At 39.4% G+C, this 25,773-nt stretch carries 15 protein-coding genes and 4 pseudogenes; 3 read left to right on the forward strand and 16 right to left on the reverse strand.

Annotation, left to right across the window (positions count from 1 at the left end; all coding sequences use genetic code 11):
- The first annotated feature begins 12 nt into the window (after positions 1-12).
- Together lptB and D2C78_05660 are read left to right on the forward strand one after the other, a co-directional pair.
- Positions 13-735: an LPS export ABC transporter ATP-binding protein gene (lptB, locus tag D2C78_05655; protein ID QEF35406.1), complete on the forward strand. Its 723-nt coding sequence runs from the start codon at positions 13-15 to the stop codon at positions 733-735.
- 2 nt (positions 736-737) lie between these two features.
- Positions 738-1,982: an RNA polymerase factor sigma-54 gene (locus D2C78_05660; GenBank protein ID QEF35407.1), complete on the forward strand. Its 1,245-nt coding sequence runs from the start codon at positions 738-740 to the stop codon at positions 1,980-1,982.
- A 111-nt stretch (positions 1,983-2,093) separates the two neighbouring features.
- Here D2C78_05660 and D2C78_05665 read toward each other — a convergent pair whose 3' ends face one another.
- From D2C78_05665 to D2C78_05690, 6 genes and pseudogenes are all read right to left on the reverse strand, one after another.
- Complete coding sequence (locus D2C78_05665) at positions 2,094-3,338, reverse strand: HD family hydrolase (protein ID QEF35408.1); 1,245 nt, start codon at positions 3,336-3,338, stop codon at positions 2,094-2,096.
- A 56-nt stretch (positions 3,339-3,394) separates the two neighbouring features.
- Positions 3,395-5,379, reverse strand: a pseudogene (locus tag D2C78_05670) (hypothetical protein).
- A gap of 227 nt (positions 5,380-5,606) precedes the next feature.
- Positions 5,607-6,508: pseudogene (locus tag D2C78_05675) on the reverse strand (acetolactate synthase).
- A 241-nt stretch (positions 6,509-6,749) separates the two neighbouring features.
- A complete protein-coding gene (locus tag D2C78_05680) occupies positions 6,750-7,094 on the reverse strand; it encodes a hypothetical protein (protein ID QEF35409.1) in 345 nt (114 codons plus the stop codon).
- Between the two features lie 19 nt (positions 7,095-7,113).
- Positions 7,114-8,040: a 16S rRNA (cytosine(1402)-N(4))-methyltransferase gene (gene rsmH / locus D2C78_05685; protein QEF35410.1), complete on the reverse strand. Its 927-nt coding sequence runs from the start codon at positions 8,038-8,040 to the stop codon at positions 7,114-7,116.
- Between the two features lie 178 nt (positions 8,041-8,218).
- Entirely contained in the window at positions 8,219-9,031 is an 813-nt protein-coding gene (locus D2C78_05690) for an outer membrane protein (protein ID QEF35411.1), read from the reverse strand.
- A gap of 191 nt (positions 9,032-9,222) precedes the next feature.
- Here D2C78_05690 and uvrA point away from each other — a divergent pair, with 191 nt between their 5' ends.
- Positions 9,223-12,030 carry an excinuclease ABC subunit A gene (uvrA, locus tag D2C78_05695; protein QEF35824.1) on the forward strand — a complete coding sequence of 936 codons (2,808 nt, stop codon included), beginning with the start codon at positions 9,223-9,225 and terminating at the stop codon, positions 12,028-12,030.
- Positions 12,031-13,048: 1,018 nt separating this feature from the next.
- Here the strand turns inward: uvrA and D2C78_05700 are convergent.
- The 10 genes and pseudogenes from D2C78_05700 to D2C78_05745 all read right to left on the reverse strand — a co-directional run bounded on the left by D2C78_05700 (position 13,049) and on the right by D2C78_05745 (position 25,768).
- Positions 13,049-13,527 (reverse strand): annotated as a pseudogene (locus tag D2C78_05700) (hypothetical protein).
- Positions 13,528-13,698: 171 nt separating this feature from the next.
- Positions 13,699-14,844 carry a sigma-54-dependent Fis family transcriptional regulator gene (locus D2C78_05705; protein ID QEF35412.1) on the reverse strand — a complete coding sequence of 382 codons (1,146 nt, stop codon included), beginning with the start codon at positions 14,842-14,844 and terminating at the stop codon, positions 13,699-13,701.
- Entirely contained in the window at positions 14,841-15,317 is a 477-nt protein-coding gene (locus D2C78_05710; protein ID QEF35413.1) for a hypothetical protein, read from the reverse strand. The genes D2C78_05705 and D2C78_05710 overlap by 4 nt, the downstream gene beginning before the upstream one ends.
- Positions 15,314-17,794 carry a DNA topoisomerase (ATP-hydrolyzing) subunit A gene (gene gyrA / locus D2C78_05715; GenBank protein QEF35414.1) on the reverse strand — a complete coding sequence of 827 codons (2,481 nt, stop codon included), beginning with the start codon at positions 17,792-17,794 and terminating at the stop codon, positions 15,314-15,316. The genes D2C78_05710 and gyrA overlap by 4 nt, the downstream gene beginning before the upstream one ends.
- A gap of 19 nt (positions 17,795-17,813) precedes the next feature.
- A complete protein-coding gene (locus D2C78_05720; GenBank protein ID QEF35415.1) occupies positions 17,814-18,200 on the reverse strand; it encodes a diacylglycerol kinase in 387 nt (128 codons plus the stop codon).
- Positions 18,193-19,221, reverse strand: a complete 1,029-nt coding sequence (locus D2C78_05725; protein QEF35416.1) for a hypothetical protein — start codon at positions 19,219-19,221, stop codon at positions 18,193-18,195. Before D2C78_05725 ends, D2C78_05720 begins: the two co-directional genes overlap by 8 nt.
- A 331-nt stretch (positions 19,222-19,552) precedes the next feature.
- Positions 19,553-20,059: an acetone carboxylase subunit gamma gene (locus tag D2C78_05730; protein QEF35417.1), complete on the reverse strand. Its 507-nt coding sequence runs from the start codon at positions 20,057-20,059 to the stop codon at positions 19,553-19,555.
- Positions 20,060-20,069: 10 nt separating this feature from the next.
- A complete protein-coding gene (locus tag D2C78_05735; protein ID QEF35418.1) occupies positions 20,070-22,367 on the reverse strand; it encodes an acetone carboxylase subunit alpha in 2,298 nt (765 codons plus the stop codon).
- Between the two features lie 11 nt (positions 22,368-22,378).
- Positions 22,379-24,520 carry a hydantoinase/oxoprolinase family protein gene (locus D2C78_05740; GenBank protein ID QEF35419.1) on the reverse strand — a complete coding sequence of 714 codons (2,142 nt, stop codon included), beginning with the start codon at positions 24,518-24,520 and terminating at the stop codon, positions 22,379-22,381.
- A 247-nt stretch (positions 24,521-24,767) separates the two neighbouring features.
- Positions 24,768-25,768 (reverse strand): annotated as a pseudogene (locus D2C78_05745) (lipid A deacylase LpxR family protein).
- Between the last annotated feature and the right edge of the window lie 5 nt (positions 25,769-25,773).

A 25,773-nucleotide genomic window follows, 5' to 3' on the forward strand; every position in this document is an offset into this window, starting at 1 on the left:
AGGGTCGCTTGAATGGATGTTTTAAAAGCAGAGCATTTAAACAAACAGATTAAAAAAACCAAAATCGTTTCAGACGTTTCTTTAGAAGTGAAGAGCGGCGAAGTAGTGGGGCTTTTAGGGCCTAATGGGGCGGGTAAAACCACCACCTTTTACATGATATGCGGGCTTTTAGAGCCTAGTGGGGGGAGCGTTTATTTAAATGATGTCAATTTAGCTAAATACCCTTTACACAAGCGTTCTAACTTAGGCATAGGCTACTTGCCCCAAGAATCCAGCATTTTTAAAGAATTGAGCGTGGAAGAGAATCTAGCCCTAGCAGGGGAGAGCACTTTTAAAAACTCTAAAGAGAGCGAAGAAAAAATGGAAAGCTTGTTGGACGCTTTTAATATCCAAGCCATAAGAGAGCGCAAGGGCATGAGCTTGAGTGGGGGAGAAAGAAGGCGCGTAGAAATCGCTAGAGCTTTAATGAAAAACCCTAAATTCGTGCTATTAGATGAGCCTTTTGCGGGCGTGGATCCGATTGCGGTGATTGACATTCAAAAAATCATTGAAAGCCTGATTGGATTAAACATCGGCGTGTTGATCACTGATCACAATGTGCGAGAGACTTTGAGCGTGTGCCACAGGGCGTATGTGATTAAAAGCGGCACGCTTTTAGCGAGCGGGAACGCTAATGAAATTTATGAAAACGCTTTGGTGCGTAAGTATTATTTAGGGGAAAATTTTAAGGTATAGACATGGCGGTTTTACGCGCAAACCTTAGCCCTAAAAACAAATTAAACGCTACCTTAAAAGGGTGGCTCCCCATTTTACAAAGCGAGCTTGAAGACTTAGAAGAAGTGTTGAAACAAAACGCCCTAGATAACCCCTTAATCAAAATTGAAAACAAACGCATCAAAAATTTTAGCGATCGTTTTAGCGCTAAAAATAGCAGCGATCATTTAGAAAATTTCGCAATCGCTTCTAAAAGCCTTTTTGAAACCTTAGAAGCTCAAATCATTCCCCCCCTCTTTCCCACTGAAACCTCTCAAAAAATCGCTATGGATATTATCAGCGGGTTGAATAATGAGGGGTATTTTGAAGAAAACATTGAAGAAAGGGCTAAAATTTTAGGGGTAGAGAGCGAAGTTTATGAAAAAGTGCGCCAGCGTTTTAGTTACCTTAATCCCTCTGGCATTGGCGCTAGAGATGTGAAAGAGAGCTTTTTATTCCAGCTAGAGGGTAGGGAATTAGACAATAATGAGCTTTATGAAGAAGCGCGAAAAATCATTTTAAATTTAGAAAAACACCATGAATTTTCTAAAGATTTTTATTATGAAAAGGCTTTAAAGATTTTAAAATCCTTTAAAAACCCCCCGGCCATTGAGTTTTTAGAAAAAGAAATAGAAGTCATTCCGGAGCTTTTTATTCTAGAAGTGGATAATGAAATCATCGTGCGTTTGAATGATGAGAGCTACCCAACGATCAGTTTAGAAGAAAATCGCTTTAAAGATAGCGCTTATTTAAAAGAAAAATTAAAAGAGGCTAAGGATTTGATTGATGCGTTGAATTTGAGAAAAGCCACGATTTATAAAATCGGCCTCATGCTTTTAGAGTATCAATACGATTTTTTTAAGGGTAAGGAATTGCGCCCTTTAAAATTATTGGATTTAGCCAATGAGTTTAACCACTCTGTAAGCACGATTTCAAGGGCCATTTCTAATAAATATTTGGCATGCCAAAGGGGGGTTTTCCCTATTAAACATTTCTTTAGCACCGCCTTAGACAATAGCGAGACTTCAAACGCTGTGATTAAAAACTATCTTTTAGAATTGATCAAAAATGAAGACAAAAAAGAGCCTTTGAGCGACGCTAAGATTTTAGAACTCATTGAAGAAAAATTCCATTTGAAAATGGTAAGAAGAACGATCACCAAATACCGCCAACTGCTCAACATCGCTTCTTCAAGCGAAAGGAAAAAGCTCTATTTGATGCGTGCTTGAAAATAACCAATCAAATGATTTCGCTCTCATTGAGCGTAAATGATCAAATTAAAATACTTTTGAGCATTTTTTAGATTTTATAACTAATACTCTATTAAGTAGATCTATAAATCACTTAAAATCCCTAAACAATTTCCCTAAATCCAAATCAAGCAGTTCCGTTTGGGATCGCAATTCTAAAAGGTTTTGAGCCCCTTTAATCAAATCGTTACTGGAAATGCCATGAGAGAGAGAGATTTGGGCTTCTAAAAACGCGCTCAAATGATCGCACACCTTCAAAAGCTCCCCACAAACCCCAAAATATTCATCACTATTATAAAGCGTGAATAATTCTTCAGCGTCTTTAGTGAAAATGATTTTGTTAGACTTGTCTTTATAGCGGTTTTTAAACTCGTTTTCGGTGAAATATTTCAAATCTTCTTGAACGCCCAAAGAAACAAAGGAATAGACTTTGTTTTGCATTTCCTTTTTTTCAATTTCTTTAATGCAGTTATCAAGCCCCGCAACGCTTTGTTTGATGGGCGTGATAATGTCTCGGGTCAAAATCTCGGGTAAATCATGGAAAAGCCCGCCCAAAAAATGATTGATCCGCATGCTTTTACAAGCTTTTAAATCAAAGCTCAATAAATACCCCATAATCGCCACGCATAAGGTATGCCCTAAGACACTGGTTTGCGGCACTCTTGGGGTTTGGCTCCAACGCTTTTGGAAACGCAACTGCCCAAACATGCTCACCAATTTTTTCAGATCTTCTTTTTCCCCAAAAAGCCCTTCAAACAAATGATCGTTATTGTGGAGTTGCTTGTCAATTTTTTCTTTAATTTCTTTCACACCATACATGTTGGGGTTAAAATGATAAATAATATCAAACTCCCACTTAGACGCATAAAAATGCGCGCTCTCTAAAATCTGAGTTTCTAAAATTTGGGGTCTGTGGCTTAAATACTCTTTGAGTTCCTCTAAAGAAAAATACGCGCTGATTTCATCTTGCAAACTTTGCGCGACATAGGAGGCTAATTCTTGGCTGTGCGTTTGTTGGAGGGCGTAAAAAATAGGGGGTTTAATATCGGTTAAAACCAAGCGCTCCAAAAATTCAAAGCAAAAGAACTTGATTAAAAGATCTAAATCTAAATCTTTACCCCTGTCTTTTGAATCTTTAGCGAGCAAATACGCAATCATCGCCTTATGGGCTTGCTTGTCTAATTCCACAAATTCCAAAGGGCATGCTTGGTCATTCCAGCGCCTAATGGATGCACCCACAAACACACGCCTTAAAAATTGAGTTTTGAGTTTGGGGGCTTTTAGGGGTTTGAAAGAGCTAAAAGAATTAGCTCTCATTGGATGGGCACCATACATTATTGTCCTTCTACGCTAACGCTTGCCTTACGCAAGCTTTTCAATATTTTAGCGTTTTAGAATATCCACCCATAATTGAAAAACACCTTAAAATGGCTAGCCCCTTCATTGAAAACAAAAGAGTTCGTGTAATCGCCACCGCTAGAAACGACGCTAGCTTTTCTTTGGATTAAAGGGATGCTAATCCCTACAGAATATTTAGAATGCTTATAGCGGTAATTCAACCCAGTAGCCACATCTAAATTGCCACTTCCTTTGACTTTATTGAGCACATAATAGCTGTTATACAAGCCCCTTAACCCCCCAAAGATGCCAAAAGATGAAGAAAAGTTCTTTCTCGTTTGAACGCCTATAGGGCTATTTTTATTGGAGTAAGTGGTGATGAAATCCAGTAATAAATCTATCCCCCACCATAGCTCAATTGCTGGAATTTTTGATTAAGGGCTTTAGAATAGTTGTATTTCACGATGCCATAATAAGCTAACCCTATGAAATCATTAAAGTAGTTTTGATAGCCTATTTTAGCGTTAACCCCTAAAATAGGGCTTCTAAAACTCTGTGAAGCGCTTGAAAAATAGTGGTTGGTAACGCTAGAAGTGACAAAGGTTTTTTGAATGGTGCTAAGCATGGAATTGGCTAAATCTTGCGTGTTCAAACTAGCGTTTAGATTGTAGTTTGTTTGACTCCCCAAGTTAGCGTAGTTAATCGGTAAAGCGTTTTGATTAATAAGCTGCTGCCAGACCGCTGCTGTTACCCCTAAAAAGCCAGCTGGGACATCCGCGCAATTGTGATAGATGGAATTAGGGTAGTTGCTAGGGAAAGCGGGCTGATTGGATTTTCCATAAAGCGAACACACATTATAGGGGAGGCCATCAGAATCTTTTGGTTTGCCATTTTCGTTTTGACCGGTTGGCACTCTTTGATAGGTCATATTCCCGTTATGCCCATAGCCTTTAGTGTGGCTGAATTCATGCAAGATGGTTCTTAAATCAGCCAAATTGATAGTCTTAAGGTTGTCGCTAAAGAGTTTTTGGGGTTCTAATGCATAAGCTTCTACCCCTAATGTGCCATATTCACCATCATTACCATATCCATTGGCTAACCCTACAACCCCTGAATTTTTTAAAACAACCGCATCAATTTCTATTTTTTTTCTAAAATTATTAATAATACCTTGTTTGTTGAGTATATATTGTTGATCGACTTTAGAATCAACACGCCCATTTACTCCGGGATTTACGCATTTTGAAGAATCATTATCGCAATCTGTTGAGCTGTTAGTGAATTCAAAAGGAGCGTTTAAGATCGCATCGCCCCAAGATTGGGAGTCTAAGACAGCGATCATGTTCAACATTAAATTAGTGAATTCTTCTGCGGTTTGTGGGGTGAAATTTTGCCAACAATCATTTTTCGTATTACCATTATTATTGTAAGGACAAGTGTTGAAATTGCTTGGATTTTCATTACTATATTTCATTATAAGATTTGTTTTAATGTTATTGAGCGTTTCAAACACCCTTTGCGTGTTAGCGTCAGAAATAGAAGTGCTAGTGGCTTCAAATTTTGGAAGAAAGAAAGTATAGGGGCCAATTTTATCAAACGCCTCTTTTAGGCTATCAAATGCCTCCCCAGGTAAAACAATCTTAGAGTGTTTGGGGATGGTCTCTATCACGCCTAGATCAATCGTGTTGCCTTGAGCGTCTTTAAAACTCAGTTTAACATTGCTTAAATTATAAGGTAAGAAATTTTCTATAGTTAATTTACCACCAATATACAACACTTTAACAGGAGATAAAGATGAAAAGTTTAATTGTGATATGGATTTAGCGTCTGTGAATAAATTAGCCGCTCTTTTTAAAATCGTGTCTGTGGGTAAATAACTATAAGTTGCGTAAGTGTTTTTTGTGGTGGTGTGTCTTTTTTCTTGCGTTTGCGTGCCTTCTAATAGCCCAGTTTCAAAGCCGGCTTCTATGAAAAAGCCATTTTTCTCGTTCGCTTCTAAAGCGCTGAATAATAAAAGTGGGATGAATAGTTTTTTCATGGTTATCCTTTGTTAGCTTATAGTGTTTTCATTATACAATTTAAGGGAATGGTTTGTTTATTTTATTGGAATTTAAAGCTTTTACAAGGGATTAGTGTTTCGTATTGAAACAAAATTCTAAAAACAAGCGTTTGTTTTAGGGTTTATTTATCATTAATTAGGCTGTGTTGATAAAAGTTTGATAACTAAAACCTTTAACCCCCCCCTTAATTTTTCTAAACAGCGCTTTACTTAGCACACTTCTTTATATCAATATTCCAATCAGCGCCAGATTTGATTTGATATTTTTGTGCGAAATTATCCCTATTCAGCGCCACGGAAACATTCAACAAGCTGTTTAAATAAACCAACGGCTGGCCTTCTGGCACATCGCCAAAGCTCGCAACATACGGCATTTTCCCTTCGTATTGTTTCTTGGAACCTTTAGAAATCGTTACACACAATATATCGTTGCGTTTGATTTTTGCTTGATTGAGCAACTTATCGCTGATATTGCTCCAAACATTGCCATATTGAATATCCAAAATCGGGATATTGCCTTTCACTTCCCCTTTTGTGGCTTTCGCTTTTTGGTAAGGAATTTCAACGACTTTTGGGGGAAGCTCTGGCCCGACCTGCTCGAATGTGATCGCTCCAGAAGCCAAGCGCGCACCAGTGTAAGCATACACATCACGACCATGGAAAGTGTAGGATTTTTCAGAACCTTTCAAGCGGTTAGCTTTTTCATCAATTTCACGCACGCTATCAATCCCCAAAGTTTGCGCTACCAAAGTCAGCGTGCCGTTATCCGGCGAGACGAAATACTGGCCGTTTTTAGTTTTTAGCACCACCGATTTACGCTTAGTGCCTACGCCCGGATCAACTACGCTCACAAATACCGAACCTTTTGGCCAATAACTAGCGGTCTGATACAAGCGGTAAGCACCCTCCCAGATGTTATACGGGGGATTTCGTGCGTTAAATCAAAGATTTTAAGATTGGAATCAACGCTGAAAGCGACGCCTTTCATCGCCGAGACGGCCCCATCTTTTAGGCTAAAGTCGGTTTGTAAAATCAAAGCGTTATCTGCATAAACAGACGATAACCCCATGCACGCTGATAAAAACAACGCTGAAATCGTTTTTTTCATCTGTATTATTTCCTGAATAACAAAAGTGGAGTGAAGAGTTTTCTCATGGTTATCCTTTGTTGGATTAAAGTGTTTTTATTATACAATTTAAGGGGGTTGTTTGTTTGTTTTTTAAAATTTAAAGTTTTTACAAGGGATTAGTGTTTCATATTGAAACAAAATTTTAAAATAAGTCTTTATGTTAAAATAATTTAAAATGATTTACCGCTAATTAGGCTCTCTTAAGATAGGGGGTTTTCACTTAAAACGCAATATCGCCAATATTTTCACTATTCTCTATATAGTATTTAAAACGCTCTTTTTCTAATTCGTTTTTTAGGATTTGTTGTTCTTCTAAAAGCAGGCGTTTTTGATCTTCTAGGGTGTTGATTTTACGGCTAATATAATAGATATTATTGCTTAAATAGATTTTAGGCGCTAATAAGGCTAAAAACGCGCCCCCAAAAACCAATACCCCTATTAAATTCATTAAAGAAAGGCCGTGCGAATTTTCATTTGCAGTTCCAGCGAATAATTCCTTTTTTTCGTCCTCTTCTATGCACACAAAGCGTTCTTTTTCGTTTGAAGAATGGGTTTTGATATTCATGGCTTACTCATAAACTTACTCATGGTTTGAATTGAAAAACCCTCATTTTAGCGCTTCGTGAACGCCTGTTGTTTTTAATTTCTTCTGGGCTTGGAGTGATGGGCTTTTTGGTTAAAATTGTGCCTAAAGCGTGATTGTTAGAGCAAGCGCATTTGAAACTTGAAGGATCGCAAATGCAATTTTTAGCGTAATCTTTGAAAGCGTTTTTCACTAATGCGTCTTCTAAGGAATGAAAAGAAATCACGCACAAAATCGCCCCTTTAAGGTTTTTAGCGCATTGTAAAAACTCTTTTAATTCTTCTAATTCGCTATTGACTTCTATGCGAACGGCTTGAAACACTAATGTCGCTGGGTGGATTTTTTTATTTTTAGAAAAAGAGCTTAAAAACTCGCTCAAATCCTTAGCGTCTTTGAAGGGTTTTTTAGCGCGCCTTTCTGCAATTTTGTGGGCGATTTTTTTGTATTCTTTGATTTCGCCATAGTCTCTAAAGATTTTTTCTAACGCTATTACAGGATAAGAGTTGATGACTTTTTGAGCGTTCAAATCGCTCTCTAAATCCATGCGCATGTCCAGAGTGTGCGAGTGGAAATTAAACCCTCTGTTATCATCATCAAGCTGTAAGGAGCTCACCCCTAAATCCACTAAAACCCCCTTGATTCGATCGCCATGAATTTCTAGGGCTTCTTTAAAGCGTTTGGCAAAACCCCCGCTTAAGAGGTTGTAACGCCCTTCAAAGGCTTTCAATCGTTCTTTAGCGATTTCTTGAGCGAACTTATCTTTATCAATGCCAATGAGTTTTAGGTGCGGTTTTTGGGATAGAATCGCTTTAGAATGCCCCCCTAACCCTAAAGTGCAATCAATCAAAATCCCTTCTTCTAAAGGTGCGAACGCTTGCAAAACTTCTTGCAACAAAACGCTTTGGTGCAGATTTTCTATTTCTTGCAAAAAATCCCCTTAAAACCCCTAGATGAATTTTCCAAATGCCCACTCAATGGTATTGGTTTTGTTGGTTACGCTCAAAAGTTTCTTTATAATCAATTTTAGCTTTTTAAGATACAAAAACCCAAACTAAAATCCCTTTTATAAAGATTAAAAAGGGTTTAAAGACACCCTTTTAAAGGGTTTAAAAAGTGTAGTTATACCCCAAATAAAGCGAATAATCCCGTTTCAAATGGTAATAAAGATTAGTAGCGTTAGGACCCGCACTCAAAAACTTGTTGATGAGTAGCGGCACTCTCACGCCAAACTCTACGCCATTATGCTTGTAGATATTGGCTCTCACGCCAAAATTCAACCATACTTGAAAGGCGACGGTTGAAGTTTTGGTGCTATAAGGAGCGTTAGGGTTACAATAAGTGGGGGTACAAACATCAGGACCTTTAGCTTCAATGATTTGCTCTTTCCAATAGTTTGCCGCTGAGCTTTTCCAAGTGTTACCACCGATAGCGACCCCACCAAAAATACCAAAAGAAGCGTTATCGTTATCAATAATATCAGCTAACAAATCGCTCCCCACACCCCAAGAAACCATATCCAACTGGATTTTATTAGGTGCATAAACTTGCTTACCTAAAGTGGCATGCCCATAATCAAAAAGCCCATACACTCTAAAACCAAACCACCTGCTTGTCATATCAAAAGACTTGAACTGGAAGAACTTCTTATAACCCACATTCAACCCAAAACCATTCAAAGCCCCATTAGCGTATTTAGCATGCCAATTGATATTGGTGTGTCCTGGATTATACTTATTAGCGCTAAGACCTGGGGGGCAACCTACAACACTCTCCGTGCAATCCCCTGTGTTATAAATATTACTATTCAAACGGGCTTGTCCAAGCTGATAATTAGTCCCTATATAAACACCATCACCTTCGGCTAACAACGAAGAGCTTAAAACCGCGGATAGAAGCCCTAAAGCTACAAACTTTTTCATAAATTCCATTCCTTTACATTCCTATCTTTAAAATTGTCTCATAAAATAATAGCATGTTTATCCTTAATCAAGCAAATATTTTTAACTCTTATGAATAAGAAATGATAATAAAACCATTCTTTTTTGAAGTATAATAGCTCCTTTTAATCCATTTTCTTATTTTAAGGAAACTCTTGCAACATAAAACCATTATGGATAAGATCATTATTCAAGGGGCTAGGGAAAACAATCTCAAAAATATTTTTTTAGAAATCCCTAAAAACCAGTTTGTTGTTTTTACCGGATTAAGCGGTTCGGGTAAATCCACTCTGGCATTTGACACTTTATACGCTGAAGGCCAAAGGCGCTATTTAGAGAGTTTGTCCAGCTATGCGAGGCAATTTTTAGACAAAGTGGGTAAGCCTAATGTGGATAAAATTGAAGGCCTAACCCCTGCGATTGCCATTGATCAAAAAACCACTTCTAAAAACCCTAGATCCACTGTGGGGACGATCACTGAGATTTATGATTATTTAAGGTTGTTGTTTGCAAGGATTGGGGAGCAATTTTGCCCCACATGTTTAGAGCCCATTAGTTCTATGAGCGCGAGCGATATTATTTCTCAAATCTGTCATTTAGAAGAAAATTCTAAAATCATTATTCTAGCCCCCATTATTAAAGATAAAAAAGGTTCGTTTAACGATAAATTAGAGAGCTTGCGTTTAAAGGGGTATGTGAGGGCTTTTGTTGATGGGGTGATGGTGCGTTTAGATGAAGAAATCCATTTGCACAAAACCAAAAAACACACCATTGAAGCGGTGGTGGATAGGGTGGTTATCAATAGCGAAAATTCTTCACGGATCGCTAGTGCAATAGAAAAAGCCCTTAAAGAAAGCTATGGGGAATTAGAAGTGGAAATCTTGCAAGACAACATGCCAAGCATCAGGAAGCATTACAGCGAGCATAAGGCATGCTTTAAATGCAAGATGAGTTTTGAAGAATTAGAGCCTTTGAGTTTTTCCTTCAATTCGCCTAAAGGGGCGTGCGAGAGTTGTTTGGGTTTGGGAACAAAATTCAGCTTAGATATTAGTAAGATTTTAGATCCTAACACGCCTTTAAATCAAGGAGCGATTAAAGTGATTTTTGGGTATAACCGCAGTTATTACGCTCAAATGTTTGAAGGCTTTTGTAAATACAATGGCATTGACAGCGCGCTTTGTTTTAACGAATTGAATAAAGAGCAACAGGACGCTCTTTTGTATGGGAATGGCACTGAAATCAGCTTTCATTTTAAAAACAGCCCTTTAAAACGCCCTTGGAAAGGCATTATCCAAATCGCTTATGACATGTTTAAAGAGCAAAAGGATTTGAGCGATTACATGAGCGAAAAAACCTGTTCTTCGTGCGAGGGGCATCGTTTGAAAGCCTCAAGTTTGAGCGTTCAAGTCGCTGGCTTGAAAATGGCGGATTTTTTAACTAAGCCCATTGAAGAGGTCTATCACTTTTTTAATGATCCCACGCATTTTAGCTATCTTAACGAGCAAGAAAAAAAGATCGCTGAACCTATTTTAAAAGAGATTTTAGAAAGGGTGTTTTTTTTATACGATGTGGGGCTAGGGTATTTGACTTTAGGGAGGGATGCACGAACGATTAGCGGAGGGGAGAGCCAAAGGATACGAATCGCTAGTCAAATCGGGAGCGGTCTGACAGGGGTTTTGTATGTTTTAGACGAGCCTAGTATTGGTTTGCATGAAAAAGACACGCTCAAACTCATCAACACCCTTAGGAATTTGCAAAAAAAGGGGAACACGCTCATTGTCGTAGAGCATGACAAAGAGACGATTAAGCATGCGGATTTTGTTGTAGATATTGGGCCAAAGGCTGGAAGGCATGGGGGTGAAGTGGTTTTTAGTGGGAGCGTAAAAGATTTATTGCAAAACAACCATTCTACCGCCTTGTATCTCAACGGCACTAAAAAGATTGAGCGCCCTAAATTGGAACTCCCTAAAGAAAAGCATTTTTTAGAAATTAAAAATGTCAATATCAATAACATTAAGAATTTGAGCGTTCAAATCCCTTTAAAACAATTGGTGTGCATTACTGGGGTGAGCGGGAGCGGTAAAAGCTCGCTGATTTTACAAACCCTTTTACCCACCGCTCAAACCCTTTTAAACCATGCTAAAAAAATTCAAAGCTTGAATGGGGTGGAGATTGTAGGGTTGGAGCATTTGGATAAAGTGATTTATTTAGACCAAGCCCCCATAGGCAAAACCCCACGAAGCAACCCTGCCACTTATACAGGAGTGATGGATGAAATCAGGATTTTATTTGCCGAGCAAAAAGAAGCTAAAATTTTAGGCTATAGTGCGAGCCGTTTTAGCTTTAATGTTAAAGGGGGGCGGTGCGAGAAATGCCAAGGCGATGGGGATATTAAAATAGAAATGCACTTTTTGCCTGATGTGTTAGTCCAATGCGATAGCTGTAAGGGCGCTAAATACAACCCCCAGACTTTAGAAATCAAGGTGAAAGGCAAATCCATTGCCGATGTGTTGAACATGAGCGTAGAAGAGGCTTATGAATTTTTTGCTAAATTCCCTAAAATCGCTGTGAAGTTAAAAACCCTTATAGATGTGGGCTTAGGCTATATCACTTTAGGGCAAAACGCTACGACTTTAAGCGGGGGGGAGGCTCAAAGGATCAAATTAGCTAAAGAATTGAGCAAAAAAGACACGGGCAAAACCCTTTATATTTTAGATGAGCCTACCACCGGTTTGCATTTTGAAGATGTGAATCACCTTTTACAAGTTTTGCATTCTTTGGTAGCGTTAGGCAATTCCATGATAGTGATTGAGCATAATTTAGACATCATCAAAAACGCTGACTACATTATAGACATGGGGCCTGATGGGGGGGATAAGGGTGGGAAAATCATTGCGAGCGGCACGCCTTTAGAAGTGGCGCAAAATTGCGAAAAAACCCAAAGCTATACGGGAAAATTTTTAGCTTTGGAATTGAAATAGCTTGCATGGGGTTTGTTTGTTAAAGTAGGGCTGAATAAAATAACAGACAGCCAAATATTAGAGAGCAGAGGCGCTATTGCGTCATGGTTTCAAAATTATAAGGCTAGCGGCAACAATAACCATTGATTATATAAAAGTTAGCAAAGAAGCCATACCTTAAAATCTATCGCATGAGAGTTTGAGAAAAAATTAAGGGAGTTAGAGACCAAGCCGACACTCTCTAACCATTACAGAAACGGCAATAGCGTTTCAAACCTTAATGGGAATAATCCTACCACAAACGAGTTTAAAACACAAGAGCCATAACAAACCAAGTAAGAAAAATACGCCATACTAAAAATGTAAAAAACTTGAAAATAAGCAGGTTATCAGCCATTAAAAATCGTGAGAGCGGGCGCTATTATTTTCGCCATGTAGCCCAAATTACAAGGGGTAGGGTTAAAAACCCCCTAAACCCACTATTTTTAGTCCCACACAAAAACTACTAATAAGGCTTTATTACCATTAAGTGTTAATCATAAATTATAAAAAATGCTAAAAAACATTTTTTATAGTCAATAGTAAAGAGTTTGATTTTAATTTTAATTGCATGATAATTTGTGTAGCGCGGTCTTAGGGGTTAAAAAATAACTTCTAATTTAAAAAATAAGAAGATTAAGATTCAACAAGATTTTATTTATTATTGTCTTCCTTCCGCATGATAATCGCCTGAATGGGATCTTTGCCGAGGAGGTTGCCAAACAAAGGCCCCCTCAGCAACTCGTAAAACACCTTAGCTTGTTATTTTAACGGCTGTCTTCTTTGAGTCTTTAAGATATTTGGGGAATTGCATTTTAACTTCTCTATCAATCATAGACCCCCACTTTTTATAGTAGAATTTGATCGCAAATTCCGTTCCTTGTATCCGCTCTATTTTGTAACTCCTAAACCCAACCCCCAAATACTTTCTCACCAACCACTCAATGTTGTAAGGCCCTTTGTCCAAAAAACGCCTGATATTTGCAGAATTAGCTTCATAATATATTGCAGGCTCGCCATTTTCAAGCAAATCAGCAAGAGTGGTGTTGTTATTATCAATCATAGGGGGAACATAAAACCCTAAACACTCATTTCAACCCCTAATTCCTTAACGATAAACAATCTGCAATTGATAAAATCACCATCCTTATCGTTAAGAACATCAATGATTTTATAAGAGCTGCCATACCCATAATAGATCGAGTGAGGTTTCTGTGGTTCTTTATTAGCCTTTAATTCATTAAATTCATCAAAAATACCCGCCATGAAATCATCATCATTTGCTAAAGCGGTCTTGCTACTCAATCTAACAATTTTTTCCTCACTCAATTGAACAATAACTTCGTTAGTCTCTTTATCCGCTCCAACACCAATCGCTCTATAGCCAAATCTATCCACTCTTTTACTCAATTTGTTACACAACAAACCATGCAACTCCTTGTTTTTTAATTTCTTAACCATAAAATCATCCGCTAACATAAAAACTCCCCATTAATTGAACCCCAATCTTTAAACCCCTTTAAGCAAAAATCCCAAATTAAGCGTTTCTAATAAATGCTTTTTTTTAATAACTCCATGAAATTATAGCGTGATCACTAAAACTTATTAAACTTATCTGGTTGCAGATGATTTATAAAGAAGCCCTACAAACTACCTTTCCAAAAACAAATCTTTTTCTTGGATTTCTGTTTCTTCGCTTAAAATCGCCGCTCTTTCCACGACGCCTAAAAGCTCTCGCACATTCCCATGCCAAGAGTATTCTAAAAGGCGTTTCGCAGCGTTTTTTGAAAAGGATTTTGGCCCCAAATGATACGCATCGCACACTTCTTTAAGCTTGATTTCAGCAATGGGCAAGATCTCTTCTACCCTCTCTCTTAAAGGCGCGATAGTTATAGGCACGATTTGCAAGCGGAAAAATAAATCTTCTCTAAATTCTTTTGAAGCGATTTTTTCTTTCATGTTAGCGTTGGTAGCGGAAATGAAACGAACATCAATTTTAACGCTCTTATTATCCCCAAGGCGCGTGATTTCTTTTTCTTGAACCACTCTTAAAAGTTTGCTTTGCAATTGAAAGGGCATTTCAGCGATTTCATCTAAAAAGATCGTGCCTTTATTGGCGCTCTCAAAAAGCCCCATTTTAGGTGCTGTGGCGTCCGTGAACGCCCCTTTTTGATACCCAAAAAGCTCGCTTTCTAATAAATGCTCTGGGATTGCGGACATGTTGATCGCTATAAAAGGGTGTTTAGAGCGTTGCGAATGCTGGTGGATAAAATGAGCAAAAACTTCCTTACCCACCCCGCTTTCGCCTAATAGCATGACATTAGCGTCCGTGCTTGCGACTTTTAAGGCCTGCCGTTTGCTCTCTTCTAACGCTTTTGAAGTGGCTAAAAAGCTGTGTTTGTGTGGTTTTTTTAAAGGTTTTTCTAAAGGGTGTTTTTTTTGAAATTCTAAAACTTTTTTAGTGCGATAGATAGATTCTAAAAGCAATTCTGGTTTAAAAGGTTTTTGGAAAAAGTCTTTCACGCCTAAACGAATGGAATCAATGGCTTTATTCAAGGTCGCATTGCCGGTAATCACAATGGATTCGTATTTGCCTTCTAAAAGGCGTAAAAATTCCAAGCCGTCCATATGTGGCATGTTAATATCCGTGATGACTAAATCAAAGCTTTCATCTAACTTGGCTAAAGCGTCTTTAGGGTTTTTAAAACTCACAATCTCTAAATCGTCTTGAAGCTCAAAAAAAAGCTCCAGACTTTTACGCATGTTAATATCATCTTCTACAATGGCGATTTTCATTCTTCTTCCTTTCTAAAAATATCTAAAAACAGCGCATCTCCCACTAAACTCGCTCTAACGCTTAAGGCTTTGAGGTTAAGAATGCTCGTGGTAGTGGTGCCGTTTTTATAGCTGTGATCATAATGCGTGATAGCGACTTGGCTTTTTAAAATGCAATCAATGACTCGCTCTTTTTCTTTTTTTAACGCTATTTCTAAAAGGAAGCGTTCTAGTTTGGTTTGGAGCAAGGGGTTTTTCAAATCGGGTAAGTTGCTAGTAATAATAGAGCAATGATAATCTAAAACATAGGGGGCTGTTTTGATGCGGCTAACGATAGGTTTAGAGATGGAATACTCTTCGCCCATCACTCTAGAATCAACGATTTTCAAGCGGTACGAAATTAAAAATTCTTGATCTTCTAGGGGGTTTAGAGCATGCAAAGAAACCCCTAAAAAATACAATAAAAAATAAAAGAATGAAAAGAAACGCATCACTCAAATAATTGTGCAGGAGAGTTTTCTAGATTTTCTGGCTCTTCTTCTTTAGGGCAAGAATTGACATACACGACTTTATCAGCGGTGTTTATGAGCTTTACCCCACTAGCGTTTCTTCCGGTTTCTCTAATATCTTTAATAGAAACTCTAATCATTTTTGCGCTCGCAGTAAGAATCATCAAATCCAGATTTTCATCATCCACGCTGATAACGCCCACTAGATTGCCGGTTTTTTGAGTGAGCTTCATGCCAATGACCCCCTTACCTCCACGAGATTGCTCCCTATATGCTTCGGCTAGAGTTTGCTTGCCAAGCCCGTTCTCGCTCACGCTCAAAAGCTTGTTGCCATCATCGCTAATAACGACCGCGCCGACAACAAAATCGTTTTCATTCAGCCTAATCCCTATAACCCCACGAGTAGTTCTTCCGATCTCGCGCACATCTTCTAAAGGGAATTTAATGAAAATGCCCAAATGCGATGCGATGAGCAAATGCTTAGCGTTTTTATCCACAACTTTTGCACTCACTAATTCATCGCCTTCATCTAAAACAATCGCTCTGATACCACAACTCCTGTTGCTTTCAAATTCGCTCAAATTGGTGCGCTTCACCACGCCATTTTTTGTGAAGAAAGCTAAAGAGCACTCATCGCTAAAGTCTTTAGTGCTTAGAGTCGCCATGATCTTTTCATCAGGAGCGAGCGAAATTAAATTCACAACGGCTTTACCCATAGCGATCCGGCTCGCTTCTGGGATTTTATAGACTTTCAAATGATACAATTGCCCCTTATTGGTGATAAAGAGCAAAATATCATGCGTGTTAGCCACAAAAAAGTTTTCAATGAAATCGTCTTCATAAGTGCTGCCTGAAAGCTTGCCCTTACCGCCACGATTTTGCTTTTCATAAGCTTTTAAATCCACTCTTTTCACATAGCCTTTATAGCTCATGCTCACCACCATAGGCTCATTAGCGATCAAATCTTCTATGTCAATATTTTCATAAGATTCTTGAATTTCAGTGCACCTTGGAGAAGAAAACTGCTCTTTGACTTCTAAAAGCTCTGTTTTGACGACCTCATTCAAGCGATCTTCGCTCTTTAAAATGCCATTGAGATCATCAATAAGCTCTAATAAGTTTTGGTATTCTTCTTTGATCTTATCCCTTTCAAGGCCTGTTAAGCGTTGCAAACGCATTTCTAAAATGGCTTTGCTTTGGATTTCACTCAAAGTGAAACGCTCCATTAAGGCGTTTTTAGCCGCTTCTGGGCTTGAGCTTGTTTTAATGAGTCGCACGATTTCATCAATATTATCCAAGGCGATCAAATAGCCCTCTAAAATATGCGCTCTGGTCTTAGCTTTTTCTAATTCAAAAATAGTGCGTCTTATAATAATGGTTTTTCTGTGGTTTAAAAAAAGGCACAACAACTCTAAAAGCGTGAAAATCTTAGGCTCTTTATTGTAAATAGCGAGTAAAATGATGCTAAAAGTGGTCTCCATGGTGGTGAGTTTGTAAAGGTGGTTTAAGACAATTTCACTCATTGCGTCTCTTTTTAATTCAATCACCACTCTAATGCCCTCTCTATCGCTCTCATCGCGCACTTCGCTAATGCCTTCAATTTGTTTTTCTCGCGCTAAATCGCTGATTTGTTCCACCAATTTGGCTTTATTGGTTTGAAAAGGCATTTCATCTAAAACGATGATTTCTTTATTTTTCGTCTTTTCCACATGCACTTTGGCCCGCACTTTCACGCGCCCTCGCCCCGTTTTATAGGCTTCAACAATACCCGCCTTGCCATAAATGATCCCGCCGGTGGGAAAATCAGGCCCTTTGACAAATTCTAAAATTTCATCTAATTCAGCGTCAGGGTTTTCTAAGACATGCGCTAAAGCGTCTATGATTTCATCAATCCTATGAGGGGGGATAGAAGTCGCCATCCCTACAGCGATCCCATTAGCCCCATTGACTAAAAGGTTAGGCAGACGGCTTGGTAGAATATCTGGCTCTTTTAAGGTGTCATCATAATTAGGCACAAAATCAATGGTGTCCTTATCAATATCCCTTAAAATTTCTTCACTCGCCTTAGTCATTCTGGCTTCAGTGTAACGCATCGCTGCAGCGTTATCGCCATCAATAGAGCCAAAGTTGCCCTGCCCATCCACTAATTCCAAACGCATGGAAAAATCTTGCGCCATTCTCACTAACGCATCATAAACCGCGTTATCGCCATGGGGGTGGTATTTACCAATCACATCACCCACGATCCTAGCGCTTTTTTTGTAAGCGACTTTGGAAGTAAGACCTAATTCATGCATCGCATACAAAATACGCCTATGCACAGGCTTTAAGCCATCTCTAGCGTCCGGTAAAGCACGCCCTATGATCACGCTCATGGAATAGGCTAAATAGCTCTCTTCAATAGAAGAATCAATCCCCACTTCTACAATATTTTTTGTTTCATTGACTAAATGATCTTGCATGTGTCTCCCTAAAATTTAATTACTTCAAATAAAGCGTTAAAAGATAACGCCCCCAAACAAAAGCCCAAAAAATAAGCCCTATCAGTTGGGCTGAACTGGCCATGTCTTTAGCCTTTTTGGCTAATGGGTGGAACTCGGTGCCAGTAAAATCCACAGCCTTTTCAATAGAGCTATTGATGAGTTCAACCACCACCGATAAAAAACAAGGCAAAATCAATAGCCCCCATTCTAAAAAATCTTTAGCTAGATAGCTCGCTAGAGCGATACAAAAAAGAGCCAAGATGGCAATTTGCCTGAACGCACTCTCTTCAGCCCACGCGCATTTAAGCCCGTCTTTAGAATAAAAAAGGGCTTTAAAAAGGCGTTTAAACCCTTTAGCTTTGGGGGGGACTTTGAAATCACTCATGGCTTATTTTGTAAGATTGAAAGAAATTCACGCTAAGGCTATCTAACAAGGCGTTAAAAGTCAGCTTGGTGTTGTCTTTAGCTTGGGCGTTAAGAGTGATCTGGGATCGTTTGTCTTTAGCTATAGAAACAAAGGCTTGCAACAATCCTTTAAAATTTTGTTGGAGCTCTGTATTGTCTTTAAAATGGGATTGGAACAAGGCTATAAAATAGTTTTCTAAAGAAGCCAACGCGCTTTCATAAGAGACGCTAGGGGTTTGAGATCGCAAACTAAAATAAGGGGAAAAAAAGCCCAAACTCTCTTTATTTTGGTGGTAAAAGGACTCTAAAACATTTTTAAGATGGCGCGCTTGGATAGAAACGCTCAACTTTGGCGCTGAAAAACGCAGTTTGTCTTGCAACTCTTCTGTGGCTTTAGCGTCTTTAGAACTCAAGGTTTTAAAAATATTTTTAAGGGAGAGATTTTCTTGAGTCTCCATTAAACCCTCTTGAAAAAAAGTGTAAGCAAGGATATTCTCCGCATTAGTCAAATCGCATTTTAAATTGTCGTTTAAGGTTTTTTCATCTAGAGCGTTGAATTTTAAAGAGCAATTCAAGCGCGTGGGTTTCATTTTTTCTAATAAGGCATTCAAGTCTTTTAGGGGGATTTGGCTGATTTTTTGCTGAATATCTTGTTCTAAAATAGGGGATTTGATTTGAGAGCTGATAGAAAGGATAAGAGAGCTTTTGTCTAAAGAATGGAGCTTGATATTTAAATTTTTAAAATCCACAATAGGGGAGTTTTGAGAGTCTAAAAAACTGATCTCTTTAGAAACGCATGCGATTTTAAAAAACCCTTCGCATTCAAAAGGAGTGCCTACAATCCCCATGCCCTTAATATGGGGGCGTTGATCTAAATAAGCGTTAAGATAAGCGGTTAAAGATTTTTTAACCGACATGCTGGTAAAGAAGATAAACACCCCTAAAAGCACGCAAATTAAAGCCCCAATAACCACCATCCAAGACATAAATTTTTTAGTCAAAAACACCCTTTATTTTATTGAAAGTATAGTGATAGAACTCATAAAATGCGTTTTCTTATTTTTAGGACAGAAAATATCGTGTTTGTTAGGACAAAAAAGTCGTTAGCAACGCCTTGTGTTACTTTCATAGCTTTTCCTTGTTAGATGGAATTAAAATTATACCTAGTATTAAATCAAAAAAAAAGAAAAAGAGCTTAAAATTTTGAAAAAGTCCTAATTTGTGGCTGAATTTGTTGGGATTGAAGAAAAATTCGCTTGAGTTGAATTAACCCAAGTTTTTTAATGCGTCAAAGAGGCATAAAGCCTCTTCATAAAAAAGGATTGAGCGATTTTAGCGTCTTTCTGGGGGCTGTATGCCTAGCCAATCTTTATAAAACACCTCTATATCAGGCTCAAAATCATGGATCACAGGATACCAAGGAGTTGGGGCTTCAACATCTAAAAGGATGCCGCAATCCGGGCAAATATACTCCCGATACACTTGCCAGTGAGTATCACTGGCTAAGAGTTTAGGATACACCTCTTCCATTTTTTCTGCTGTATCGCGCACATAGATGTTTGCATGCAATTTCCAATTCTCCTCTGGAGTGCAAAACGCATGGCCGCATGAACACTTAATCACCCACTTCTTTTGAGGATCTTGCACCACAAACAAATGCGGCCCCAAGGGTAAGACGATTTTGTCATCAAAATCTACCTTATCTTGCAACACCTTCAAATACATTTGGAACCTTTCATGATCTTTAGGCATGCTAAGCATTTTTAAGACAGTGTTCCAATCCAAGTTCCCCTCTACCAAATTTTTAATTTGTTCTTGTGTGTATTTTGACATGACCATTCTCCTTTCTTTATTTCTCATCAACCAACAGAACTGTGCGCACATCAGGCAATTTGCTCAAATCCATCCTGTATTTAGATCCATAGGTGAATACGCCAAGCTCATCTTCTTTCATGCTCCAGCTCTTTGGCAAGTTCCAGAATGTTTTAAAATCGCTTAAAAACTTGGGTGAGAGATCAAAGCTAGTCGCATACATGTGCTTAACCTGTTTGGAAGCCTCTTTTTCAAGGATAGCGTTTCTTTCTTGCTCCATCCATTCTTTTACAGGGATGGATCTAGCCTTTCTGTTTTCAAGAATTTCTTTTCTTCTGGCTTTCGTTTTGGCTTCATCGCCGACCCAAATGCCGTCTTTATTTTGACTCACCACCGCACCATAAACCTTGTAAGCGTATTCTGGCAATAGCTGTTTGCTGTTGAGATCTTCTAAAATCGCATTCAAATCCCTTTCAATCGGATCGCCAAATCCAGGACCGCCTTTGATGTAATTCAAATACAAATCATAATTGTCAAAGCAGTTCTCGGTGGTGATGCATTGCTTATCCCTTTTAACTTGAGATGCATGAGAAATGTGCTTTTCATAATCTCTATCAGTTGGGTTAAAATCGCCTCCCAAAGGCAAGCTGGCGTTATTTTTAATCCTGTTTTCTAAATCGGTGTTGTGCGCTTCAAACCTATAACCACTGGCCGCTGGATAGCCCCCCATCATACCCCAATCGCTATTCATATAGCCATTACCCATAAAGAACATGGTCCAATCATGCGCACCCCACACCATTCTTAAGGTTTCAAACCCGTTACCGCCTCGATATTTTCCATACCCACCGGTATTGGCTTTGACATTCCTGCCTAGATAAAGAAGAGGCTCTGCCATTTCCCAAATTTCAACATCGCCCATATCGCCTTCTGGATTCCAAATAGCCGCTGCGTGATTCAAGCCGTCTTTTATCGCGCAAGCTCCAGTCCCACAAGAACTCGTCTCAAAGCTATTCACTGCATGGATTTCTCCATCCTGGTTGATACCACCGCCTTGCAACCAATTGGAAGTGTTAGCGTTTCCGGAATTGACCTCTTCTAAATACCCTCGGCTGTAATACGCTTGAGATAAGCCTCTCCACAAAGCGCTCCAGCCTGATACCAAGAAATGCCACGCATAAGCATGCCCGGTGCGCCTGTCATCTGGATTCATCCAAGTCCCTTTTTTGAGTCTGAACTGCGTAGCGAAATAAGCGCCATCATTGATGCGAGAAGTGGGTATCAGCGTTTGAGTCATCATCACCCAAATACCGCTAGTGAAAGACACTTGGTTGCAATTAAAAGAGTGCCATCCCCACCTGGACGCACCTTCAAAATCTAATTTCCATGTAGCGTCTTTATTGATAGTGATTTCCACAGGAGAGTGCATGATTGTGTCTAGCTTAGCAAATTCAGAGCACACGCCAATATCTTTATGTGCATAAGGCACATCCACAAACGCTACCTTTCTATACTTGCCTGGTATGGTCATGGATTTGATCCTAGAAATAAGGCCTCTTCTGCCCTCTTCAATCACCTCATCAATGAATCGCATGTAAGAATCAATGCCGTCTTCTTTAATGACTTCCATCACTAAATCCCTAATCATATGGCATCCTGCAATCCTAGTCCTTTCATCTAGAATCCAATATTTAGGCGTGCGAACCGATCTTTGAGATTCATGCAGCCAATCTTTAAAGCTTTCATCGTTCGCTCCTGTCTTGCGGCAAGTGATCATGTATCCATCCCCAAATCTTTGAACCTGTCCAGTGCTCATTGATCCTGGAGTAACCGAACCGGTATCAATCACATGCGTAACGCCGCCTACCCACCCAATCAATTTTTCATCGTGGAAAATAGGCACAAGAGTCATAATATCGCATGGGTGCACATTCCCAATCGCGCAGTCGTTATTGGTGAAAATATCCTTGTCATTGATGCCTGGGTTGTCTTCCCAATTATTCTCTACCATGTATTTGATAGCTGATCCCATAGTGCCTACATGGATAATGATACCCGTAGAAGTCAGCACGCTATCGCCCACAGCGTTATAAAGCGTGAAGCACAATTCCCCCTCTTGCTCAACAATAGGGCTTGCCGCAATCCTTTTAGCTGTTTCTCTGGCATGCACGATACCGCCTCTTAATTTAGAGAACATCTTCTCATAACCGATCGGATCTCTTTCTTTAAACTCTAGTTTTTTAAGGCCATTATAATGCCCTGTCTTTTCTGTCCTGGCTAGGATTTCATCTCTAGCTTGTTTTAAAGTTTTGCCGTTTTTCAATAAATTTGCCATTTTGAACTCCTTTATTTAATTTCTTTCAAGTGGAACAATCGGTGTTTGTCTAGTTTTGTCGCAAAGCCTTTGGGTATCACGAAAGTGGTCGCATCTGATTCCACGATCGCAGGCCCTACGACTTCATTTCCAGGCAGTAATTTTTCCATTTGCCACACATCTGCATCCACCCATTTTTTATGCCGATAGAATTTTCTAACGCCTATTTTGGCTTCTTTTGGGGGCGTAGCGCCATGCTCTTTTTCAACCGGAATCACAGGTTTTTGCGTAGCCACAACACCACGCATGATCACGCCGGTCACGCTAAAACCAAGCTCTGGAGAACACGCTGATTCAGAATAAACACGAGCGTAGGTTTTTTCATATTCTTTGACAATCTCTTCCCAATCAGCCACGCTTGCAGCTTTTGACACAGGAGAAGTGATCTCTAAATCATTCAATTGCCCCATATACTGCATCCTGTATCCAGGTCTTAAGATCACATCTTTTTGAGAAAATCCATTGATTTTGAACTCTTCAATCACTTTGAGGGTCAATTCATCCCATGCGTCTTGAATGATTTTGCATGCTTCTACTTTTGACTTGTCTGAAGAATACTGCGGTATGGCAATATCCACGCTCTTGTCGTATCTGTATTCAAAATCAGCACAAGCGCAACCAAAAGCGCTAAATCCAGCCGCCCACGCAGGCACTACCACATCCTTAAACCCTAAGCCTTCTGTATAGCCATAGGTATGCACAGGCCCCGCACCACCATATGAAAAGCACACAAAATCAGACGGGCTATACCCTTTAGCGCTAATATTGGATCGCAAGTATTCTTTAAGCTCCAAATCAAGCAACTCAATCACACCCGCAGCCGCATCTTCTACGCTAATGCCTAGCGGATCAGCGATTTGTTCTTTAATGTGTTTTTTAGCCCTATCCACATCTAATTTGATCAAACCGCCTAAGAAATTATCCGGATTCAAATAGCCTAAAACAATATGGCAATCGGTTACTGAAACCGTGTCTAATCCGCTGTCTTTCCAACAAGTGCCAACCCTATACCCCGCGCTGTCAGGCCCTAGTTTGACAGATCGGCTGTGTGGATCAATGCGCACAAAACTCCCCGCACCTGCACCAACAGAATCCATAGCCACAAGCGGTAGAGATAAAACAAGGCGCGCCATATCAGGGTCAGAAGCGATGTTGAAATTGCTCTTAACGATAAGCGCCATATCAAAGCTCGTGCCACCAATATCGCTGCATGCAATATTGTCATAACCAAGCGTTTCGCCTAGCAATTTAGATCCAATCACGCCTCCAATAGGACCGCTCACGATCGTTCTGGCAAGCTCTTTAGCTTTCCAACTAATGGTGCCTCCATGCGTTGCCATCACACGAAGATCAAATTTAGCGCCATGCTCTTTGAAGCGGTTGCTGACTTTAGAGAGAGTTTGTCTGCTTGGCTCAGCCGCATAAGCTTCTAAGATAGTGGTGTTCATTCTGTGGCTTTCTTTTCTTTGAGGGTAGTAATCCACCGAAGCGAATACGGGAATATTTTTACCCAATTTTTCAATCTCTTTTAACGCTATATCTCTAACGATCCGCTCGCTTTCAGCGTTTTTATGAGATTGCAACAAGCAAATCACAATGGCCTTTGCACCTGCGTCTAAAAGCTCCTTAACAGCAACTTTAACCTCTTCTTCGCGCACTGGGATAACCACTTGCCCCTTGACATCGGTTCTTTCTGTAACGCCTCTAATCCTTTTTAAAGGAATCAGCGGATCATCATACTTGTGCGTGTTGATATGCAACCTTTCTTCTAGAGCATACCCCAAGTAGGATTGCAACGCTCTGCCCATAGAATGCATTTGCTCAAAACCCTTATTGCAAATTAGGCCCACTTCCATCCCACGCCTTTGGACGACCCGATTGAGCATCGCCGTGCCTGAATACACGCAAGTGATCAACTCTGGATAAACCTTATCCACATCCGATTTCCAGTGCGATAAAGCGTCTTGCGAGCTATTATAAATAGCTAAGCTCTCATCTTCTGGGTTGCTTTGGGCTTTACCAACTACGAAACTGCCATTTTCTTTCACAAAAAACGTGTCCGTCATGGTGCCACCGGCATCAATACCCATCACCTGAACTTTTGCGTCTTTCATTTTTTAGACTCCTTAGTATTAAAGTGTTGCTCGAGGTAACCTATCAAGGTAACCTGTTCAAATTGTAGGGCTGATTTTTAAATGGAAATCGTTTATTTCAAAGTTGTTTGCAATAAGGGAAAATTTGGTGTAATAAAGTGAAAAGTAGTAACAAATTCATTCAAAATGCTACTGATATTCATCTTAAATTACCCAAAAATATCATATAAATATCATATAGGCAGAAAAACATTAAACTGATATTAAATCAAAAGGCGAAATTCAATTCTAAAGTGCCGATTTGATGGTGCTTAGGTTGGGATTGGAAAGTTTTACTAATATCAGTGATCGTAAAAGCCACCCTAAAGCTACGCCACATCATAGCCGCTCCTATTTCACTGGCATAAACAAAGTATTCCAAATTAGCAATCCCTCTAGTCTCAGGGCTGTTGCCTTGAATGAAGATGTTAAGGGGTTGGAAGCGCCCAAAAGCCCCTACAAAAAAATAGATGGAAAACTTATCGCTATAAGGCATGCCCCCATCAAAAGCGGTATTGACCTTATTGACCCCATAATCAGCGTCCAAGTTATACCCAGCCCTAAAGAGAGAGCCGAGTTGGAAATAATCCCTCGCATTACCCAATTCCACATTAAACCCAGGCATCAACTCCATAGAAAAAAAACGAGTCTTTAAAAGGGGGACTTTTTTGAGCAATTGGTAGTGCAATTCAAAAATAAATTCGTTTTTGAGCTGCGTGTTCCAGCCATAAAATTGGGGGTCATGACCCCATTTATGAATGAGACGCTGTGTTTGAGCGGCCAAAGAATCTTGCCCTGTCGTGCCTAAAGAAATCGTGAATAATTCCATGAAAGTTTGATGGCGGTTATACACGTTCAAATTCACCCTCAAATACCCCCATAAGGGTGGTTGTCATGCAAATGCACCAGTTTTCTGTTTTTAAGCGAAGGGGTATACATGTCTTGGGCGAGAGAAATGCCAAAACGAGTAACCCTGGGGCTTTTATTGAAAAACCCCAAATACGAAGACCATTTCATCGCTTTATTTTTAGAAAAGTCAAATTCTTTAGTAGAAAAGCCTATTTGATTGCCTGCCGTGTAATACTCATCAATGTAAGGGTTGATATAACCATCATTTTCAGTCATCAAATTGATAGAATAGCGTTTAGAGGGCGTTAATGGGGTAGGAATATCCTCTTTTGCCCATGCAAACGTTCCTAATGATAAACATAAAATAAATTTGAAAAACAAAACAC

It is taken from the genome of Helicobacter pylori (assembly GCA_008032935.1).
Lineage (GTDB): Bacteria > Campylobacterota > Campylobacteria > Campylobacterales > Helicobacteraceae > Helicobacter > Helicobacter pylori_CX.

What these genes read in the sequence shown, in the direction of transcription:
- lptB (QEF35406.1), top strand. Translation starts at nt 13, where the DNA reads ATGGATGTTTTAAAAGCAGAGCATTTAAACAAACAGATTAAAAAAACC.
- D2C78_05740 (QEF35419.1), bottom strand. Translation starts at nt 24,520, where the DNA reads ATGAAAGACGCAAAAGTTCAGGTGATGGGTATTGATGCCGGTGGCACC.
- D2C78_05705 (QEF35412.1), bottom strand. Translation starts at nt 14,844, where the DNA reads ATGAAAATCGCCATTGTAGAAGATGATATTAACATGCGTAAAAGTCTG.
- D2C78_05665 (QEF35408.1), bottom strand. Translation starts at nt 3,338, where the DNA reads ATGTATGGTGCCCATCCAATGAGAGCTAATTCTTTTAGCTCTTTCAAA.
- D2C78_05735 (QEF35418.1), bottom strand. Translation starts at nt 22,367, where the DNA reads ATGGCAAATTTATTGAAAAACGGCAAAACTTTAAAACAAGCTAGAGAT.
- uvrA (QEF35824.1), top strand. Translation starts at nt 9,223, where the DNA reads ATGGATAAGATCATTATTCAAGGGGCTAGGGAAAACAATCTCAAAAAT.
- gyrA (QEF35414.1), bottom strand. Translation starts at nt 17,794, where the DNA reads ATGCAAGATCATTTAGTCAATGAAACAAAAAATATTGTAGAAGTGGGG.
- D2C78_05690 (QEF35411.1), bottom strand. Translation starts at nt 9,031, where the DNA reads ATGAAAAAGTTTGTAGCTTTAGGGCTTCTATCCGCGGTTTTAAGCTCT.
- D2C78_05720 (QEF35415.1), bottom strand. Translation starts at nt 18,200, where the DNA reads ATGAGTGATTTCAAAGTCCCCCCCAAAGCTAAAGGGTTTAAACGCCTT.
- D2C78_05730 (QEF35417.1), bottom strand. Translation starts at nt 20,059, where the DNA reads ATGGTCATGTCAAAATACACACAAGAACAAATTAAAAATTTGGTAGAG.
- D2C78_05660 (QEF35407.1), top strand. Translation starts at nt 738, where the DNA reads ATGGCGGTTTTACGCGCAAACCTTAGCCCTAAAAACAAATTAAACGCT.
- D2C78_05680 (QEF35409.1), bottom strand. Translation starts at nt 7,094, where the DNA reads ATGAATATCAAAACCCATTCTTCAAACGAAAAAGAACGCTTTGTGTGC.